General features: G+C 68.7%; 17 protein-coding genes. 5 read left to right on the top strand and 12 right to left on the bottom strand.

The genetic code is table 11. The annotated features are described in order from the left end of the window. Nucleotides 1–45: 45 nt before the first annotated feature. A complete protein-coding gene (gene ppsR, locus B9P64_RS09240; RefSeq protein WP_085315916.1) occupies nt 46–891 on the top strand; it encodes a posphoenolpyruvate synthetase regulatory kinase/phosphorylase PpsR in 846 nt (281 codons plus the stop codon). A gap of 49 nt (nt 892–940) precedes the next feature. On the opposite strand, the gene B9P64_RS09235 is transcribed toward ppsR, so the two are convergent. The 7 genes from B9P64_RS09235 to B9P64_RS09205 all read right to left on the bottom strand — a co-directional run bounded on the left by B9P64_RS09235 (nt 941) and on the right by B9P64_RS09205 (nt 8,200). Then, nucleotides 941–2,350 carry a replicative DNA helicase gene (locus tag B9P64_RS09235; RefSeq protein WP_085315915.1) on the bottom strand — a complete coding sequence of 470 codons (1,410 nt, stop codon included), beginning with the start codon at nt 2,348–2,350 and terminating at the stop codon, nt 941–943. 152 nt (nt 2,351–2,502) lie between these two features. After that, on the bottom strand, nt 2,503–2,955 hold the full coding sequence (gene rplI, locus B9P64_RS09230) for a 50S ribosomal protein L9 (protein ID WP_085315914.1): 453 nt from the start codon (nt 2,953–2,955) through the stop codon (nt 2,503–2,505). Between the two features lie 22 nt (nt 2,956–2,977). After that, nucleotides 2,978–3,256 carry a 30S ribosomal protein S18 gene (gene rpsR, locus B9P64_RS09225; RefSeq protein WP_085315913.1) on the bottom strand — a complete coding sequence of 93 codons (279 nt, stop codon included), beginning with the start codon at nt 3,254–3,256 and terminating at the stop codon, nt 2,978–2,980. A gap of 12 nt (nt 3,257–3,268) precedes the next feature. Then, nucleotides 3,269–3,607, bottom strand: coding sequence for a primosomal replication protein N (priB, locus tag B9P64_RS09220; protein WP_235839937.1), 339 nt, complete (start codon nt 3,605–3,607; stop codon nt 3,269–3,271). 14 nt (nt 3,608–3,621) lie between these two features. After that, the gene (gene rpsF / locus B9P64_RS09215; protein WP_085315912.1) at nt 3,622–3,984 is read right to left on the bottom strand and encodes a 30S ribosomal protein S6; all 363 of its coding nucleotides are present in this window, start codon (nt 3,982–3,984) and stop codon (nt 3,622–3,624) included. 98 nt (nt 3,985–4,082) lie between these two features. After that, entirely contained in the window at nt 4,083–7,199 is a 3,117-nt protein-coding gene (locus B9P64_RS09210) for an efflux RND transporter permease subunit (protein WP_085315911.1), read from the bottom strand. Continuing rightward, nucleotides 7,196–8,200, bottom strand: coding sequence for an efflux RND transporter periplasmic adaptor subunit (locus B9P64_RS09205; protein ID WP_235839936.1), 1,005 nt, complete (start codon nt 8,198–8,200; stop codon nt 7,196–7,198). The genes B9P64_RS09210 and B9P64_RS09205 overlap by 4 nt, the downstream gene beginning before the upstream one ends. Nucleotides 8,201–8,466: 266 nt before the next feature. Here B9P64_RS09205 and hpnC point away from each other — a divergent pair, with 266 nt between their 5' ends. The 4 genes from hpnC (at nt 8,467) to B9P64_RS09185 (ending at nt 14,944) form a co-directional block, all read left to right on the top strand. Next, on the top strand, nt 8,467–9,309 hold the full coding sequence (gene hpnC / locus B9P64_RS09200) for a squalene synthase HpnC (RefSeq protein WP_085315909.1): 843 nt from the start codon (nt 8,467–8,469) through the stop codon (nt 9,307–9,309). Then, the gene (hpnD, locus tag B9P64_RS09195) at nt 9,306–10,148 is read left to right on the top strand and encodes a presqualene diphosphate synthase HpnD (protein WP_085315908.1); all 843 of its coding nucleotides are present in this window, start codon (nt 9,306–9,308) and stop codon (nt 10,146–10,148) included. The genes hpnC and hpnD overlap by 4 nt, the downstream gene beginning before the upstream one ends. Beyond that, nucleotides 10,145–11,557 carry a hydroxysqualene dehydroxylase HpnE gene (gene hpnE, locus B9P64_RS09190; protein WP_235839935.1) on the top strand — a complete coding sequence of 471 codons (1,413 nt, stop codon included), beginning with the start codon at nt 10,145–10,147 and terminating at the stop codon, nt 11,555–11,557. Before hpnD ends, hpnE begins: the two co-directional genes overlap by 4 nt. 75 nt (nt 11,558–11,632) lie before the next feature. Then, nucleotides 11,633–14,944: an EAL domain-containing protein gene (locus tag B9P64_RS09185; protein WP_085315907.1), complete on the top strand. Its 3,312-nt coding sequence runs from the start codon at nt 11,633–11,635 to the stop codon at nt 14,942–14,944. 9 nt (nt 14,945–14,953) lie between these two features. Here B9P64_RS09185 and B9P64_RS09180 read toward each other — a convergent pair whose 3' ends face one another. The 5 genes from B9P64_RS09180 to fabZ all read right to left on the bottom strand — a co-directional run bounded on the left by B9P64_RS09180 (nt 14,954) and on the right by fabZ (nt 18,929). Beyond that, nucleotides 14,954–15,724, bottom strand: coding sequence for a TrmH family RNA methyltransferase (locus B9P64_RS09180; protein ID WP_085315906.1), 771 nt, complete (start codon nt 15,722–15,724; stop codon nt 14,954–14,956). Continuing rightward, nucleotides 15,721–16,389: a ribonuclease HII gene (gene rnhB / locus B9P64_RS09175; RefSeq protein ID WP_085315905.1), complete on the bottom strand. Its 669-nt coding sequence runs from the start codon at nt 16,387–16,389 to the stop codon at nt 15,721–15,723. Before rnhB ends, B9P64_RS09180 begins: the two co-directional genes overlap by 4 nt. Before the next feature lie 64 nt (nt 16,390–16,453). Next, nucleotides 16,454–17,656, bottom strand: a complete 1,203-nt coding sequence (gene lpxB / locus B9P64_RS09170) for a lipid-A-disaccharide synthase (RefSeq protein ID WP_085315904.1) — start codon at nt 17,654–17,656, stop codon at nt 16,454–16,456. Between the two features lie 35 nt (nt 17,657–17,691). Next, a complete protein-coding gene (gene lpxA, locus B9P64_RS09165) occupies nt 17,692–18,474 on the bottom strand; it encodes an acyl-ACP--UDP-N-acetylglucosamine O-acyltransferase (protein ID WP_085315903.1) in 783 nt (260 codons plus the stop codon). Then, entirely contained in the window at nt 18,471–18,929 is a 459-nt protein-coding gene (gene fabZ / locus B9P64_RS09160) for a 3-hydroxyacyl-ACP dehydratase FabZ (RefSeq protein ID WP_085315902.1), read from the bottom strand. The genes lpxA and fabZ overlap by 4 nt, the downstream gene beginning before the upstream one ends. Nucleotides 18,930–19,005: the final 76 nt, after the last annotated feature.

Here is a 19,005-nt window from a genome sequence, read left to right as displayed (position 1 = left end):
GCACCGCACAATCAGGCTCGTTTCCAAGCCGAAGTTCTCTTTCGCATGCCACTGACTCTCGTTCCCGCCAACCGCTACGAACGCACCGCATTTTTTGTTTCTGATGGAACCGGGATCACTGCCGAGACATTCGGCCATGCGTTGCTGTCGCAGTTCGATGTGAAATTCCGGCAGGTCCGTCTGCCTTTTGTCGACAGCGTTTCCAAAGCCCTTGAAGCCGCTCGTCGGATTAACGAAGCGGCCGAGCGCGACGGCAAACGTCCACTTGTCTTCTCCACGCTCGTCAATGCAGAAGTCGCCGCCGTGATGCGCCAGGCCAACGGCATGATTCACGAGCTGATTCCCACCTTCGTTCCCGGCCTGGAGCAGGAACTCGGCATCAAGTCGACGCACGGCATCGGCCGCAGCCACACGATTGCCGATACCGAGGAATACAACCGCCGAATCGAGGCGATCAATTTCTCGCTCGCGCATGACGATGGCGAATCGAACAAGGGCCTGCCCGACGCCGATGTGATTCTCGTCGGCGTATCGCGCTGCGGAAAGACGCCGACCAGCCTATATCTCGCAATGACCCACGGGCTCAAGATTGCGAATTACCCGCTGATTCCCGAGGATTTCGCGCGCGGGCATTTGCCGTCGGTATTGCCGCGCCAGCGCGAAAAGCTGTTCGGCCTTTCGATTTCGCCCGACCGTCTCCATCAGGTGCGAAATGAACGGCGGCCCGGCAGCAAATACGCTTCCATCGAGCAATGCCGCATGGAAGTGAATGAGGCCGAAGCATTGATGCGGCGCGAAGGCATTCGCTGGCTTTCCACCACGACCAAGTCGATCGAGGAAATTGCCGCAACGATTCTTCAGGAAATCCGCATCGAGCGGAAATCGTTCTGAGATGGAATGACCGGATTGCCGAGCGGCATCCGGTTTCCCGGCATTAAGCTCAATAACTGCCGGATGGCGCGAAGTTGTCGAACTTCGTGTATTCGCCCAGGAAGGCCAGCCGCACATCGCCGATCGGGCCGTTCCGCTGCTTGAGGATGATGACCTCGGCGGTGCCCTTGTCCGGTGTGTCCTTGTTGTAGACCTCGTCACGGTAGATCGCGAGGATTACGTCGGCATCCTGCTCGATGGCGCCCGATTCACGCAGATCGCTCATGATCGGGCGCTTGTTGGGCCGCTGCTCCAGCGAGCGGTTGAGCTGGGACAGCGCGATCAGCGGGCAATCCAGCTCCTTGGCGAGCGCCTTCAAACCCCGGCTGATTTCCGAAATTTCAGTCGCGCGATTCTCGCCATCGCCGCGCGCCGAACTCATCAATTGCAGATAGTCGACAATGATGAGGCCCATCTTTCCGTATTGCCGCGCCAATCGCCGCGCGCGCGCGCGCACTTCGAGCGGATTGAGCGCCGGCGTTTCATCGATGAAGAGCGGCGCCTCGCGCATCTTGTGCACGGCCGCCATCAATCGCGGCCATTCCTCATCCTCGACTCGCCCGACACGTACCCGCTGCTGATTGAGCCGGCCTACCGAGCAAAGCATCCGCAGCGCGAGTTGCACGCCGCCCATTTCCATCGAGAACACGGCTACGGGTAAACCCTGTTCGATCGCGACATGCTCGCCGATATTCAGCGAGAAAGCCGTCTTGCCCATCGAAGGACGGCCCGCGACGATGATCAGATCGCCACCCTGCATGCCGGCCGTCATCTTGTCGAGATCGACAAATCCGGTGGGCACGCCGGTAACTTCGTTATTGCCTTCACGATGATGCAATTCGTCGATGCGCTGAACCACTTCGGCCAGCAGATCGGGAATCTGGGCCCAGCCGCTGGTGCCGCGCGAACCCTCTTCGGCAATCGCGAAGATGCGCGATTCGGCTTCATCGAGAATCTGCTTGGTATCGCGGCCCTGGGGATTGAGCGCCTTGGTCGCGATGTCGTCCGATACCGTGACCAGTGCGCGCAGCACGGCGCGGTCGCGCACGATTTCGGCATAGCGCCGAATGTTCGCGGCGCTCGGCGTGTTCTGCGCCAGCGCATTCACGTAGGCGAGGCCGCCCACTTCCTCATGCTTGCCGATGTTCTGCAGCGCCTCGAACACCGTCACCACGTCGGCCGGCTTGCTCAGCTCGATGAGCTTGAGGATGGCGCGGAAGATGAGCTTGTGCGCAAAGCTGTAGAAGTCGTCCTCGTGCGCCAGATCGGCGATGCGGTCCCAGGCTTGGTTGTCGAGCATCAGACCGCCCAGCACCGCCTGTTCCGCCTCGATCGAGTGCGGCGGCACGCGCAGCTGCGCCACCGCCGGATCGGACGGCACTTCGCGCTCGAAGCTGCGGGACTGCTTGGGGCTGTTCATGGCGGGCTTCCAGGGGAGACATGCCGGTCTGGCGGCATCGGGCGACGGGTGTGGACAAGCCTGTGCACAGGCTGTGAGCTTCCGGTGGAAACCGGCCGCCCCAAAAGCAAAAAGGCCGGGAAACCCGGCCTTTTTGCTGAGCGTCGACTGCCTCAGGCAGCTTCGCCGCTGATCGCGACCGTGATGTCGACCACCACGTCGGTGTGCAGCGAAACCGACACGTCCTGCTCGCCGATGGTCTTCAGCGGACCGTTCGGCAGACGCACCTGATGCTTCTCGACCTTGAAGCCCTGCTTGTCGAGCGCATCGGCGATGTCGTGGTTGGTGACCGAGCCGAACAGACGGCCGTCGACACCCGCCTTGGCGGCAATGTGCAGCGTCAGGCCAGCCAGCTTTTCGCCAACGGCTTGCGAAGCGGCCAGCTTTTCGGCGGCCAGCTTTTCCAGTTCGGCGCGACGCGCTTCGAATTCCTCGATCGCAACCTTGGTCGCGCGGCGAGCCTTGTGCTGCGGGATCAGGAAGTTGCGGGCGTAGCCGTCCTTGACGCGAACGACGTCGCCGAGGTTGCCGAGGTTGATGACCTTCTCGAGAAGAATGATCTGCATGCTTTATCTCCTGTCGGGTCGATCAGACGCGGTGCTGGTCGCTGTACGGCAGCAGCGCGAGGAAACGCGCGCGCTTGATGGCCGTGTCGAGTTGGCGCTGGTAGCGGGCCTTGGTACCGGTGATGCGGGCCGGCATGATCTTGCCGTTTTCCTGCACGAAATCCTTGAGGACGTCGACGTCCTTGTAGTCGATCTCGTCGACCTTCTCGGCGGTGAAACGGCAGAACTTGCGGCGCTTGAAGAGCGGGTTTTGCTGCTGGCGACGGGGACGACCCTTGCCTTTTCCAGTGGGACGGGGCATGACCAAATCCTTTTACGTGTCCGCGACGGGCGCGGAGATGTTCGTGATGTGAATGACGAGCGTCTTCGACTTGAGCGACTTTTGCGCGAGAAAGCCTTCGAACTGCAATGCACAGCCAAGCGGTGCGGCGTCGGCCCTGAGAGCCATCGGCCCCAGAGCGACGGCGGCGGCCTCGAAGGCAACCTGCCGTGGCGCACCCGCTTCGATGCATTGCGATGCGTGACCCAGCTTCAGCTCCAGCACCGGCACACCGGCCGGCGTGTAGCGGATCTGGCCGCGTTCGACGATCTGCGCAGCGAGCAGCAGCGAATTGAACGGCGCAGGCGCCTGTTCCTCGATTGCTCGCGTCACTCTTGCCTGGATGCTCAGGCGGCCGGCGCTTCGGTGGTCACGCGGCGCTGTTCCTTCTCGATGGCCTTCATCATCGGCGACGGGCCGGTTTCGGCCTTCTTCGTCTTGATGATGAGATGGCGCAGGACGGCGTCGTTGAACTTGAACGCGTGTTCGAGTTCGTCGAGCGTGGGCTGGCCGGCTTCGATGTTCATGAGCACGTAATGGGCCTTGACCAGCTTCGAGATCGGATAGGCCAGTTGGCGACGCCCCCAGTCTTCGAGACGATGGATCTTGCCGGCTTCCGATTCGATCATGCCCTTGTACCGCTCGATCATCGCGGGAACCTGCTCGCTCTGATCCGGGTGGACGATGAAAATCACTTCGTAATGACGCATGAAAACTCCTTGTGGTCCTGCCGCACGGATGCGGAAGTGAAACGTCGGGCCGCCCCGAAGCGTCAACGTCGGGTGCGGCAAGGGAAAAGCCCGCGATTCTAGCCTGAAATCGTCGCGACGCGCTTCACGCGGAACCACGCGGCATACAAGGCGGGCAGAAACAGCAGCGTCAACACCGTCGCAACGATGAGCCCACCCATGATCGCGACCGCCATCGGGCCCCAGAAGACGGAGCGCGACAGCGGAATCATCGCCAGCACGGCGGCGGCGGCCGTGAGCAGGATCGGGCGGAAACGCCGCACCGCCGCCTCGACGATGGCAGTCCAGGCATCGACGCCGGCGGCGCGGTCCTGCTCGATCTGGTCGACCAGGATCACCGAATTGCGGATGATCATGCCGACCAGCGCGATCACGCCGAGCTGGGCCACGAAGCCGAACGGCGCGCGCAGCAGCAGCAGCGCCGCCGCCGCACCGATGAAGCCGAGCGGCCCGGTCAGGAAGATCATCACCGCGCGCGAGAAGCTGTGCACTTGCAGCATCAGCAGCGTGAAGATCACGAAGATGGCCAGCGGCAGCTTGGCCGCGATCGACTTGCCGGCCACATCGCTCTGCTCGAGCGCGCCGGCGATGACGATGCGGTAGCCGATCGGCAGCGTGGCGCGCAACGCGTCGAGTTGCGGATCGATCTGCATCGCCACCGTGTTGCCCTGGATGCCGTCGCGCACATCGCATTGCGCGGTGATGGCCCAGTCGCGGTTCTGCCGGTAGAGCACGCCCGGCTCCCACGCAAAGCCGATGCGCGCGAGCTGGCTGATCGGCACCGGACCCGACGGCGTGGCCAGATTCACCTCGGCCATGGCGGCGATGGCGTCGCGCTCCTCGCGCGGCGAGCGCACGACGATGTCGATGAGCCGGTTGCGTTCGCGCAGCTGGCCGATGGTCTGGCCGGTGAGCGCGGTCTGGGCGGCGCGCGCCACGTCCTGCGAGCTGACGCCGGCGGCGCGCGCCTTGTCCTGGTCCACCTCGACGCGCAGCGTCTTGACCGACTCGTTCCAGTTGTCGTTAACGCCGAGCGTGTTGGGATTGCCGCGCATCGTGGTCTTGACCTCCTCGGCGATGGCGCGCACGCGGTCGGGATCGGGGCCTTCGATGCGGAACTGCACCGGGTAGGGCACCGGCGGCCCGCTCGGCAGATAGCGCACGCGACCGCGCACCTCGGGCATCTGCTCGGCGATGAAGGCGGTGGCGGCATCGCGCAGCCGCGCCCGCGCCGCCAGCCCGGTCGGCAGCACCACGATCTGCGCCACCTGCTTCTGCGGCAGGATCTGGTCGAGCGGCAGATAGAAGCGCGGCGCGCCGGTGCCGACGAAGCTGGTCACGCTTTCCACCTGATCCTGCTTGCCGGCCCAGTCCTCGAAGCGGCGCGCGATCCGCTCGGTTTCCGCATAGCTCGCGCCCTCGGGCAGCCAGAGCTCGACGATGACCTCGGGCCGGGTGGAATCGGGGAAGAACTGCTGCTCGACGAAGCGGAAGCCCACGCCGCCCAGCACCAGTGCGCCGACGGTCGCGCCGATCACCAGCCAGCGCCGCGCCACGCAGCCGTCGACCAGGGCGCGGAAGCGGCGGTAGAACGGCGTGTCGAACAGCTCGTGATGCTCGCCGCCGCCCACATGGCTCTTGGTGCGCAGCAGGTGATAGCCGAGGTAAGGCGTGGAAATGACCGCCGCGAACCACGAGATGACCAGCGCCAGCCCGGTCACGGCAAAGATCGAGAAGGTGTATTCGCCGGCCACCGATTCGGCCAGCCCGACCGGAAGGAAACCGGCCGCCGTGACCAGCGTGCCGGTCAGCATCGGGAAGGCGGTATGGCTCCAGACGAAGGTCGCCGCCTCCATGCGCGAGAAGCCCTCCTCCAGCTTTCGCACCATCATTTCCACCGCGATGATCGCGTCGTCGACCAGCAGGCCGAGCGCGATGATCAGCGCCCCGAGCGAGATCTTGTGCAGGCCGATGTTGAAGATGCCCATGAACAGGAAGGTGATGGCCAGCACGATGGGAATCGTGAGCGCCACCACCAGCCCGGGCCACACATCGATGCGGAATGGCTTGGTATGCAGCCCGAGCGCCAGAAAGCTCACCGCCAGCACGATCAGCACCGCCTCGACCAGCGTGTGCTCGAACTCGTCGACCGAGCCGATGACCGACCGCGGCTGATCCTGCACCTGCGTCATCTCGATGCCGACCGGCAGCGATGCGCGGATGCGCGCGCTCAGCACGCCGAGCGATTCGCCGAGCCGCACGATGTCGCCGCCCCTGCGCATCGACACGCCCAGCCCGATCACCGGCTTGCCGTTGACGCGCATCGACTGCGTCTGCGGATCGGCATAGCCGCGCGTGACGGTGGCGATGTCGCCGAGCCGCACGGTATTGCCGCCGGCGCGCAGGCGCAGATCGCGGATCTGGTCGACGGTGATGAAGGCGCCGCTCACCCGCACCGCCACGTCGTCGGTCGGCGTGACCAGCGTGCCGGCCGGCTCCACCGTGTTCTGCGCCGCGATCTGGCTCACCACGTCCTGGGCGCTCAGGCCCAGTTGCACGAAGCGCCGGTGCGACACCTCGACGAACACCTTCTGCTCCTGCACGCCAAACAGCTCGACCTTGGCCACGTCGGGCACGCGCAGCATTTCCTGGCGGATGGCGTCGGCGTTGCGGCGCAGCTCCTCGTAGCTGAAGCCGTCGGCCGACAGCCCGTAGAGCGTGCCGAACACATCGCCGAACTCGTCGTTGAAGCCGGGCCCGCTCACGCCGGCCGGCAGCCGGCCGCGGATGTCGCCCATCTTCTTGCGCACCTGGTACCAGATTTCCTGCACTTCCCTGGGCGGCGTTTCCTCGCGCAGATTGACCATGATGATGGTCTCGCCCGGCCGGCTGTAGCTCACCAGCTTGTCTAGGAAGGGCGTCTCCTGGAGCTTCTCCTCCAGCTTGTCGGTCACCTGCTCGCTCATCTCGCGCGCGCTGGCACCGGCCCAGTTGGCGCTGACCACCATGGTGCGGAAGGTGAACGGCGGGTCTTCATCCTGACCGAGGTGGAAGAAGCTGATCAGCCCGGCCAGCGTCAGCACCGCGATCAGATAGGCCGTGATCGACTGATGTTCGAGCGCCCAGCGCGAGAGGTTGAAGCCGCCATGCGATGGCGCGTCGCGGTCGCCGCTCATGAACGGGCTCCGGCGGTGACGGGCGCGTCCATGAGCCGCACCTTCTGGCCCGGTTGCAGCACATGCACGCCGGCGGTCACCACGCGCTGGCCGGGCTCGATGCCCTGGGCCACGAGCGCGTCGCCGCCGTCCGAGCCGCCGATGAGTACCGGCACCGGCTTCACGCTGCCGTCGCTGGTGTCATAGATCCAGACCGAGGTCTTGCCGCCGGCCTCGAGCAGCGCCGACAGCGGCAGCCGCACCATCGGCTGCGGCCGCTTCACGTCGAAGCGCACGGTCGCGGTCATGCCCAGGCGCACGTCGGCCGGCGGGTTGTCGAGCCGCAGGCGGACCGTGTAGGTGCGGGTCGCGGCGTCGGCGGCGGCGGCGATGTCGCGCACCCGGGCGGTGAGCGGCTGGCTGGCATTGGCCCAGAGCCGCACCTCGCCGGCGCCGAGCGCGCGGATCAGGTCGAGCCGGTCTTCCGGCACCGCGATCCACACTTCCTTGTCGTCGGCGCGCGCCACGCGCACCACGGTCTGGCCGGCGGACACCACCTGGCCGGCCTCGGCCTCGATGGCGGTCACCACGCCAGCCGCATCGGCGGTGAGCAGCGCATACGAGGTCTGCGAGCCGAGCGACCGGGCCTGGGCCTCGGCGCGGTCGCGCTGGGCGCGCGCGGCATCGAGCGTGCTGCGGCGCCGATCCACCTCGGCCTGCGACACGAAGTTCTGCTTCTGCAGATCGACCGCGCGCTTGAAATCGGATTCGGCCAGCTTGAGGTCGGCACGCGCCGCCTCAAGTGCCGACTTGCCGGCCGCCTCGGCATCGGCCAGATCGCGCGGATCGAGCCGCGCCAGCGGCTGGCCCGGACGCACGCTGGCGCCAAACTCCACCAGCCGCTCGACGATCTTGCCGCCCACCCTGAAACCCAGCCGCGACTCGGCGCGCGCCTTGACCTCGCCGGCAAACTCCAGCGGCGCGCCGAACATCTCGGCCTGGGCCACCGTGGTGCGCACCATGCGCGGCAACGGCTCGGCGGCCGGCGGCTTGCTGCAAGCGCCAAGAATCGCGACCGACGCACACACGACGCCGACACGCGCCAACCGCTGCAAGGCGGCCGCGAAAGAATGGGGGACGAGAACACCTGCGGCCATTGGACTTACCTGTTGTCTGCCGCCAGCCGCGACTCGGTCGCCAGCCAGCGCTAGGTTTATTGAGCGCGGCGGTTATAACACGCAGCTTTTGGCATTTTTCGGCCGCTCCGGCCCTGTTTCAGCCTCATTCCATGCCGGTCGATCACTACGAGAATTTCCCCGTCGCGTCCTTCCTGCTGCCGGCCCGGCTGCGGCCGGCGGTCGAGGCCATCTATCGCTGGGCGCGCCATGCCGACGATCTCGCCGACGAGGGCGACGCCAGCATTCCCGAGCGCCTCGCCGACCTCGCCGCGATGGACGCCGACCTCGACGCGATCGGCGCCGGCCGCGCGCCCGCCGGCCCGCTCGCCGCCGCGCTGGTCGAGCCGATCCGGCGCCACGGCCTGCCGCTCGGTCTGTTCCACGACCTGCTCTCGGCCTTCGCGCAGGACGTGACCACCACGCGCTATGCCAACTTCGCCGAGCTGCGCGACTACTGCCGGCGCAGCGCCGATCCGGTCGGCCGGCTGATGCTGCATCTGTATGGCGCGGTCACGCCGCGCAATCTGGAACGCTCCGACGCCATCTGCACCGGCTTGCAGCTCGCCAACTTCTGGCAGGACGTGGCGATCGACTGGCGCAAGAACGCCGGCGCGGCGCGCGTCTATCTGCCGCTCGACGACCTGGCGCGCTTCGGCGTGAGCGAGGCGCAGATCGGCGCCGGCCGCTGCGACGACGCCTTCCGCGCGCTGATGGCCTTCGAGGTTTCGCGTACCCGGGCGCTGCTAGAATCCGGCGCCCCGCTGGCGGCCGACCTGCCCGGACGCATCGGCATCGAACTGCGCTTCGTGGTGCTCGGCGGGCTCGCCATCCTCGACCGCATCGAAGCCGCCGGCCACGACGTGTTCCGCGCCCGCCCCACGCTCGGCCGCGCCGACTGGTTCCGACTTCTGTCCCGCGCCCTGCGCTACCGCCGACTCTTCCCCGCCCGATGACGCCCGACGACTATTGCCAGGACAAGGCCGCCCGCAGCGGATCGAGCTTCTATTACAGCTTCCTGTTTCTGCCGCCGGCCAAGCGCCGCGCGATCACCGCCTTCTATGCCTTCTGCCGCGAGGTAGATGACGCGGTCGACGACGCGGTCGAGCTGTCCATCGCCCACACCAAGCTCGACTGGTGGCGCGCCGAGGTCGCCCGCTTCGCCGCCGGCTCGCCCGAGCATCCGGTGACGCGCGCGATGCTGCCGTTCGCCGCCGACGGCGCGATCACGCCCGAGCGCCTCGGCCTGGTCATCGACGGCATGCAGATGGATCTGGAGCAGACCCGCTATCTCGATTACGCCGGCCTCAAGCACTACTGCCATCTGGTGGCCGGCGTGGTCGGGCTGGTGTCGGCCGGCATCTTTGGCCAGACGCGGCCCGAAACCTCGGACTACGCCGAGAAGTTCGGCCTCGCCTTCCAGCTCACCAACATCATTCGCGATGTCGGCGACGACGCCCGGCGTGGCCGCATCTATCTGCCCATCGAAGACTTGCAGCGCTTCAACGTGAAGGCGGCGCAAATCCTCAAGGGCGAAAGCTCGCCCGAATTCATCGCGCTGATGAAGTTCCAGGCCGACCGCGCGCGCGCCATCTATGCCGAGGCGCTGGCCGTGCTGCCCGCCGCCGACCGCCGGGCCCAGCGCGCCGGACTCATCATGGGTGCCATCTACCGCACCCTGCTCGACGAGATCGAGGCCGACGGCTTTCCGGTGCTGACGCATCGGGTGTCGCTCACGCCGCTGCGCAAGCTGTGGATTGCGTGGCGCACCTGGGTCTTCGGCTGGAAGGCGTGACGGGCGCGCGCGCGATCGCTCCCGCCGGCGCAGCGGGCCGGTCAGGCGCGGCGCCGCGCATCGCCGTCGTCGGCGCGGGCTGGGCCGGCTGCGCGGCGGCGGTCGAGCTGGCCGAGGCCGGCATTCAGGTCACGCTGATCGAAGCCGCACGCGACGCCGGCGGCCGCGCCCGGCGCATCGCGCTGCACGGCGAAACGCTCGACAACGGCCAGCACATCCTGATCGGCGCCTATGTCGACACGCTCGCGCTGCTGGCGCGCGTCGGCGTGCCGGCGAGCGCGCTGCGCCGGCTGCCGCTGCGGCTCGATCTGCCGGGCCAGTTCTCGCTGGCGCTGCCACGGCTGCCCGCGCCGCTGCATGTGCTGGTCGGGCTCGCCACCGCGCGCGGGCTGACGCCGGCCGACAAGCTCGGCGCGCTGCGCTGGATGATCGGCTGCCGGCTCGGCGGCTTCCGCGCGCCGGCCGACATGACCGTCGCGCAGTGGATCGCCGACGCGCCCGAGCGCATGCGCCGGCTGATGCTCGAACCGCTCTGCGTCGCCGCGCTCAACACCCGCGCCGAGGAGGCCAGCGCCGCCGTATTCGCACGCGTGCTGCGCGATTCGCTCGGCGCCGGCCGCGCCGCCTCCGACCTGCTGCTGCCGGCGGTCGACCTGGGCGCGCTGCTGCCCGACGCCAGCCTGGCCCGGCTGCGCGAACGCGGCGCCGAGCTGCATCTGGGCACGCGCCTGACCGCGCTGACCGCACCGACCTACGCCGACAGCGGCTGGCTTTGCCATGCCGGCGCGCCGCTCGGCCGCTTCGACGCGGTCATCCTCGCCACGCCGCCGGCCACAAGCGCCGCCCTGCTGCGCACGCTGCCCGACGCCGCGCCGTTTGCCGCCGCACTCGCCGCGCTCGACGGCTTTGCCTACGAGCCGATCGCCACCGTCTATTTCCGCGCCGACGGGCTGCGCCTGCCAGCGCCGATGATCGCGCTGGCCGAGCGGCCCGCCGCCGCCGAATTCGGCCAGTTCGCGTTCGACCGCGGCGCGCTCGGCCTGCCCGACGGGCGGCTCGCCGTGGTGGCCAGCGGCGCGCGCGAACTGCTCGGACTCGATCATGCTGCGCTCATTGCCGGCGCCGCGCGCCAGCTGGCCGGCGCGCTCGGCGTCGCGCCCGAACGGCTGGATGCGGCGCGCGCCGCCGTGGTCATCGACAAGCGCGCTACCTTCCGCTGCCTGCCCGGGCTCGCGCGCACGCCGGTCGCCAGCGGCGCGCCGGGCCTGTTCCTGGCTGGCGACCATGCCGATCCCGACTATCCCGCCACGCTCGAAGGCGCCGTGCGCAGCGGATTGCGCGCCGCTCGCGCCGCGCTGGCGACCGTCCGACGCGCCGGCGCTGTCCAGCGGCCGGACCTGGCCGCCTGAACGTCGCCGCGAATTGTTCGCTTCACACCCAAGCCGCTAAAGTCCCCGGCTACCTCCAGGCAGAAGCCAACGTCCATGTCCTCGCCGCCCAAGCTCATCCCGATCGTCCCCGGCCCCGCCGCGACTGCCGACCATCGGGCACCGCACGAGGTGGCGCCGGCGCAGGCACCGTTTGCCAATGCCGTGCTCGACTGGATCGACCGGCCGGTCGCCTGCATCGACAGCGACGGCCGCATCCGGCTGGCCAATGACGATTTCGCCGCCTATGTCGGGCTGGCGCGCAGCGCGCTCGCCGGCCGCCGCATCGACGACGCGCTCGAAGGCTCGGCCGCCGCCGGGCTCGGCGCGCTGGCGCTCGACATGGCGCGCGGCACGGCACGACGCGAGCGCCTGAGCCAGGGCGGCTTCAGCCTGCGGGTGGATCGCGATGCTGCCGGCCGCGCCTGCGGCTGCGTGCTGGTCGGCCCCGAGATCGCGCCGGCGCCCGATGCCGACGCGCTGGCGCAGGCCGTGCTCGCTGCCACGCCCGATGCGCTGCTGCCGCCGCCGGATGGCGGCTTCTACGGCTATCTCGATGCGCTGCCGCTCGCGGTCGCCTATTTCGACCACCAGCACCACGTCACCTTCGGCAACCGCCAGGGCCATGCGCTGTTCGGCGGCAGCCTGGCGCTCGACCTCGCCGGCCATCTCGATCACGCCCTCGCCGGCGAACACATCGCCTACGAGCAGTTGCTGCCCCAGCCCGACGGCGAGCCGCACTGGCTGCGCATCACCCTGGTGCCCAACCGCGCCGGCGCCGAGGTGGTCGGCGTCTACGGCATCGCGCTCGACGTGCATGGCGAGCGGCTCGCGCGCAGCGAGATCGAGGGCCGCGAGCTGCGGGTGCGCCAGTTCATCGACAACGTGCCGCTGGCGCTCGCGTATCTCGATGCGCAATTCCGCGTCAGCGTGGCCAACCGCGCCTTCAGCCTGGCGCTCGGGCTCGACGGCGCCAGCGCCGCCGGCCGGCCCATCGTCGAGCTGCTCGGTCACGCCATGGACTGCGAGCTCGATGCCGCCATCGCCCGCATCCGCCACGGCGAAAGCCTGGTCGAGGAGCGCCTGCTGCCGCTGTTCGGCCAGCCCGGCGAGCGCCACACGGCGCGCTGGGTCGAGGTGCGCTGGCTGCCCGACTTCGATCCGGGCAGCTCGCTCGGCATCGGCGCCGAGCCGCGCGGCTCCTACCTCATCTTCCGCGACGTGCATGAGGCGCGGCAGGCGCGCGCCGCCTACGACGCCTCGGTGCAGGAACTGCAACGCGCGATGAATTCCATCGGCACGCCGATCGCGCTGTTCGACACCGACGACCGGCTGCGCTTTGCCAACAGCAGCCTGCGCGAGCTGTTCGGCATTACCGACGAGGCGGTCGGCCGCCCGGCCAGCGAGCTGGCCACGCCGCGCGTCATCGACGTGATCGGCCCGATGATGGCGCGCGCCCGCGAAGGCTACGAGGTGACGACCGAGCGCGAACTGCCCGCGCCCGACGGCCGCCGGCGCTGGTGGCGGCTGCGCTTCGTGCCGCAGCGCGGCGCCGACGGCGCGGTGAGCGGCGTGTATCTGGTGCTGTTCGATGTCGACGATCTCAAGGGCCAGCAGCGCGAGCTGCAAGCCAGCCAGGAGGAGCTGCGGCGCGCCAATTCGCTGCTGTCGTCGCATCTCGACAATTCGCCGCTGGCCGCGCTTGAGCTGGATGCCGATCTCGCCATCACCCGCTGGACCGAGCGCGCCGAGCGGCTGTTTGGCTGGCAGCGCGATCTGGTGCAGGGCCGCAGCGTCTGGGATCTGGAGATGATCGGGCTCGGCGAGGTCGATGCGATCACGCGCTCGTTCGCGCTGGTGCTGTCGGGCTTGCAGCAGCGCGTCTCGGCGCTCCAGCGCGTCACGCGCGCCGACGGCAGCCGCATCTGGTGCGAGTGGTACATATCGGCACTGGCCGACGAGACCGGCGCGGTCACCTCGATCTTTGCGCTGGTGCAGGACGTGAACCAGCGCGTCGAGGCCGAGGCGCGGCTCCAGCAACTCGCCGCCTTCGATTCGCTGACCGGGCTGCCCAACCGCTCAAGTCTGCAATTCGAGCTGGCCCAGGCGCTCGACCGCGCGCGTCGCACCGGTCACGGCGTGGCGGCGCTGTTCATCGATCTGGACCATTTCAAGAACGTCAACGACACGCTCGGCCATCGCGTCGGCGACCAGCTGCTGCTGGCGGTGGCGCGCATCCTCAAGAGCTGCGTGCGCAAGAGCGACACTGTCTCGCGCATGGGCGGCGACGAGTTCATGGTGGTCATCGAGCATCCGAAGGTGCGGCCGGCGGCCCAGCACATCGCCAACAAGGTGCTGGCGGCGCTCAACCAGCCGATCCCGGTCGAAGGCCACATGCTCACGGTCGCCGGCAGCGTCGGCATCGCCGTGTTTCCCGAGCATGGCAACGATGCCAACCAGCTGCTCAAGAATGCCGACGTGGCGATGTATCACGCCAAGGAGCGCGGCAAGGGCCGGTTCGAGTTCTACAGCGACGATCTGGCGCGCGAGCATGAGGAGCAGTCGCTGATCGAGTTCTCACTGCGGGTGGCGATGGCGACCAACCAGCTGCGGCTGCACTACCAGCCGCGCGTCGGCGTGGCCGATGGCCTGATCGAAGGCGCCGAGGCGCTGCTGCGCTGGACCCATCCCGAGCTCGGCGAAGTGCCGCCCAAGAAGTTCATCCGCGTGGCCGAGGAAACCGGGCTGATCTTCGACCTGGGCATCTGGGTGTTCCGGCGCGCCTGCGAGCAGCTGCGCGAATGGCAGCGCGCCGGCATCGACTTCGGCACCGTGTCGGTCAATTTCTCGGCGCGCCAGCTGCTGATGCGCGACCTGATCGACCGCATCTCGACGATTCTGGTCGAGACCGGCGCCGATCCGGCCTGGCTGGAGCTGGAGGTGACCGAGACCTCGATGCTGTTCGACGTGGCCATGACCAAGAAGGTGATCGCGGCGCTCAAGCGGCTCGGCATGAGCATCGCCATCGACGACTTCGGCACCGGCTATTCCAGCCTGTCGCATCTGCAGCAGCTGGAGGTGGATGCGCTCAAGGTCGACCAGAGCTTCGTGCGCGACCTGCTGCACGACACCGGCGACGCCGCCATCACGCGCGCGGTCATCAGCCTGGGGCGCGGCATCGGCCTGCATGTGATTGCCGAGGGCGTGGAGAACCGGGCCCAGCTCGCCTTCCTCAAGGAATGCGGCTGCGATGCCTACCAGGGCTATCTGTTCAGCCCGGCGGTGGCGCCCGAGGTGTTTGCCGACATGCTGCGCGAGCAGATGACCGCCGGCCGGCGGCCGATCACGCCGTCGTCGGCCGGCCGCTGAGGCCGCGCTTCAGCGGCGCTGGCGCTGCATCTCGAACAGGCAGACGGCGGCGGCCGCGCCGACGTTGAGCGATTCGATCGCGCCGCTGTGCGGGATGGTGCAGCGCTCGTCGAGCCGCGCATCGATGCGCAGCGACAGCCCGCGACCTTCATTGCCGAACACCCAGGCGCGCGGCCGGCGCAGATCAAAGTCGTAGAGCGAAGTCGCGCCGCGCACCACCGTGCCGATGACCGGCAGGCCGAGCGCATCGAGCGCCGCGCCAAGGTCGTCGACCTCGACGCAATCGAGCGCCATCTGCGCACCCATGCCGGCGCGCAACACCTTGGGCGACCAGAAGCCGGCGGTGCCCGGCCCGGCGATGGCGACCTGCACGCCGGCAGCGGCGGCGGTGCGCAGCATGGTTCCCACGTTGCCCGGGTCCTGCACGCCGTCGAGCGCGATGGCATCGCGGCCGGCAAGACTGGCCAGATCGCTCGGCGGCGGCTGCACCACATAGACGATGGGCGCCGGCGAATCGAGCTGCGACACCTGACCCATGAGCGTGTGGCTCAGCGCCAGCAGCTCGGCGCCGGCCTGGCGCGCGGCCTCGATCAGCGCGGCCACGTCGGCACGCGGCGCCGCATCCTCGACAAAGGCGCAGAGCATCACCGGCCAGTCGCGCTGGCTCCAGGCTTCGCACAGATGAATGCCGTCGAGCAGCGCCAGCCCGCGTTCCTTGCCCTGGCCGACGGCGCGCAGCTGCTTGAATCCGGGGTTTTCGCGCGAGGTGACGAGCTTCATGCGCCCTGCTCCGTGAGATTGCCCAACAGCAGCTGCTGGGCGATGGGCGCGAACGAGCGCCGGTGCGCCGCCAGCACGCCGTGCCTGCGGATCGCGGCCATGTGCTCGGCCGTGCCATAGCCCTTGTGCCGGTCAAAGCCGTAGTGCGGATGCAGCAGATGCAGCTCGCGCAGCTGCGCATCGCGCGCGGTCTTGGCCAGGATCGACGCGGCCGAGATCGACGGCACGAGCGCATCGCCCTTCACCACCAGCGCGGTGCGCAAGCCAAGACGCGGGTCCTGGTTGCCGTCGATGGCGACCAGATCGGGCAGCAGCGGCGCACCGTCGAGCGCGAGCCCCGCCACCGCGCGCCGCATCGCGAGGAAGGTGGCTTGCAGGATGTTGAGCCGGTCGATCTCCTCGACCGTGGCCTCGGCCACGCACCAGGCAAGCGCGCGTTCGCGGATGACCGGCGCCAGCGCCTCGCGGCGGCGCTCACTCATCGCCTTGGAATCGGCCAGACCGGCGATCGGCCGCGCCGGGTCGAGCACCACGGCGGCCGCCACCACCGAGCCGGCGAGCGGGCCACGCCCGGCTTCGTCCACGCCGCACAGGCAGCGCACGTCGGGGCCGAAGTCGGGCACGACATAGGTGGCAAGTTCGGCGCGGGTCGGGGTGCGGGACATCGGTGGCAATCGGGGAAGGAAGTGGGCGGTGCGGGGGGCGTGGCCGGCTGGCCGGCCCGGCGCGTCAGCGGCCGAGGCAGGTGGCGATGGCCTCGGCGGCGCGGCTGCCGGTATCGCAGCGCAGGCGGTGGTGCAGCGCGGTAAAGCGCTCGGCGAGTCTGGCGCGCAGCTGGGCGTCGCGCAGTGCGGTCAGCGCCGCTGCGCCGAGCGCCTCGGGCGTGGCCGCCTCTTGCAGCAGCTCGGGCACCAGCGATTCGTTTTCGAGGATGTTGGGCAGGCCGACCCAGGGCAGATAGCCCATGCGCCGCATGATGAGCGCAGTCAGCCCGGCCACGCGATAGCTGATGACCATCGGCTTCTTGTAGAGCGCGCATTCGAGCGTGGCCGTGCCGCTCGCGACCAGCACCGCGTCGCAGGCCTCGATCACGTCATGCGAATGACCGTCGACGATGGTGATCGGCAGCTCGCCGCGCGCGCCCGGCAGCGCCTCGAACATGGCGCGCAGCCGCGCATTGGCCATCGGCACGACAAAGCGGATGCCCGGCTCGCGCGCATGCAGCCAGCGCGCGGCAGCGATGAAATCGGGCCCGATGCGCTCGACCTCGCCGCGCCGGCTGCCGGGCAGCAGCGCCAGCAGTTCGGCATCGGCCGGCAGGCCCAGACGCGCGCGCGCGGCGGCCGGATCGGGTTGCAGCGCAATCTCGTCGGCCAGCGGATGACCGACATAGGCGCAGGGAATGCCGGCGCGCCGATAGATCGGCGGCTCCATCGGAAACATGCACAGCATCAGATCGACCGCGCGCTTGATGCGCTCGATGCGCCCGCCGCGCCAGGCCCAGATCGACGGGCTCACGAAATGGATGGTCTTGATGCCCTGGCCGCGCAGCCGCTCCTCGACGCCAAAGTTGAAGTCGGGCGCATCCACGCCGATGAAGGCGTCGGGCCGGTCGGCCGCGATGGCAGCGAACAGCCGCGACCGCACAGCAAAGATCTCGCGCAGGCTGCGGATCGCGTCCCAGTAGCCGTGCACCGAGAGCGGGTCCATCGATTCGGTCAGGCGAAAGCCTTCGGCGGCCATCTTCGGTCCGCCGATGCCCCAGATCTCGCTGCCGGGCAGGCGGGCGTCGAGGCCGCGCAGCAGCAGGCTGGCGAGCAGGTCGCCGGAGGGTTCGCCGGCCACCATCGCGAGCCGCGCCGGCGTGGCGGCAACGGCCGGGCCCAGCGTCGTCGCAAGGCCGGCCGCGCTGGCGCTGGCCTGCCCGCTCATGCGCCGCTCCGCTTCATCTGCCCGGCCCGCCGCGCTCAGCGCACCAGGCCGCGACCGGCCACGGACACGAAATCGAGCAGCGTCTGCACATGCGCATTGCCGGTCTCGGCCGCGAGTTCGGCCAGCCGCAGCCTGGCCTCGTCGAGCGTCAGCCCGTCGCGCCAGACAAAGCCTTGCGCCTTCTTGAGCTGATTGATCTCTTCATTGCTGAAACCGCGCCGGCGCAGGCCCAGCAGATTGAGCCCGTGCACCTCGGCCGGATTGCCGTCGACCGTGATGTAGGGCGCCACGTCCTGCACGATCTTGGTCATGCCGCCGACCATCGCCTGCGTGCCGATGCGGCAGAACTGATGCACGCCCGACAGCCCGCCGATGGTGACGTGATCGCCGACCGTCACATGGCCGGCGAGGGTCACCGCATTGGCCAGCACGCAATGGTTGCCGACCACCACGTCGTGCGCGACATGCACATAGGCCATCACCCAGTTGTCGCTGCCGAAGGTCGTGACGCCGTCCTGCTGCACCGTGCCGATGTTGAAGGTGCAGCACTCGCGGATGGTGTTGCGGTCACCGATGACGAGGCGCGTGGGCTCGTCGCGGTACTTCATGTCCTGCGGCACCTCGCCGATGGAACAGGACGAAAAGATGCGGTTGTCGGCGCCGATCGTGGTGTGGCCGGTAATGAGCGCATGCGCGGCGATGCGCGTGCGGTCGCCGATCCTTACGTGCGGGCCGACGACGACGTAGGGCCCGATGTCCACCTCGGCGCCAAGCTCGGCACCGGGCTCGATGATGGCGGTCGGGTGGATGCGGCTCATGCAGGCACCTTGGCCGCGTCTGCGGTCGAGCGCAGCGTGCACAGCATCGTCGCCTCGGCCGCGAGCTGGCCGTCGACATAGGCCTTGCCGACGTACTTGCCCAGGCTCTTCGACTGGCGAACCGTCTCGATCTCGAGGATGAGCTGGTCGCCCGGCACCACGGCCTTGCGGAAGCGCGCGCCGTCGATGCCGGCAAACAGATAGACCGAGTCGTCGCTCGGCAGGATGCCCATGGTCTTGAACGACAGCACGCCGGCCGCCTGCGCCATCGCCTCGACGATGAGCACGCCCGGCATCACCGGCAGATGCGGGAAATGGCCCTGGAAGAAGGGCTCGTTCATCGTCACGTTCTTCAGCGCCTTGATGCGCTTGCCGGGCTCGATTTCGAGCACGCGGTCGATGAGCAGCATCGGAAAGCGATGCGGCAGATGCTTGAGGATCTCGTTGATGTCCATGGCTGTCCGGTAGGTCTCGGCAGGCGCCGCGACGGGGGGCGGCTAGGTGGTGGCGAGCAGCCCGCGCGAACGGCGG

Source organism: Derxia lacustris, assembly GCF_002105195.1.
In the GTDB taxonomy this organism is placed as follows: domain Bacteria; phylum Pseudomonadota; class Gammaproteobacteria; order Burkholderiales; family Burkholderiaceae_E; genus Derxia; species Derxia lacustris.
This window is presented reverse-complemented; position numbering and strand designations above follow the sequence as displayed.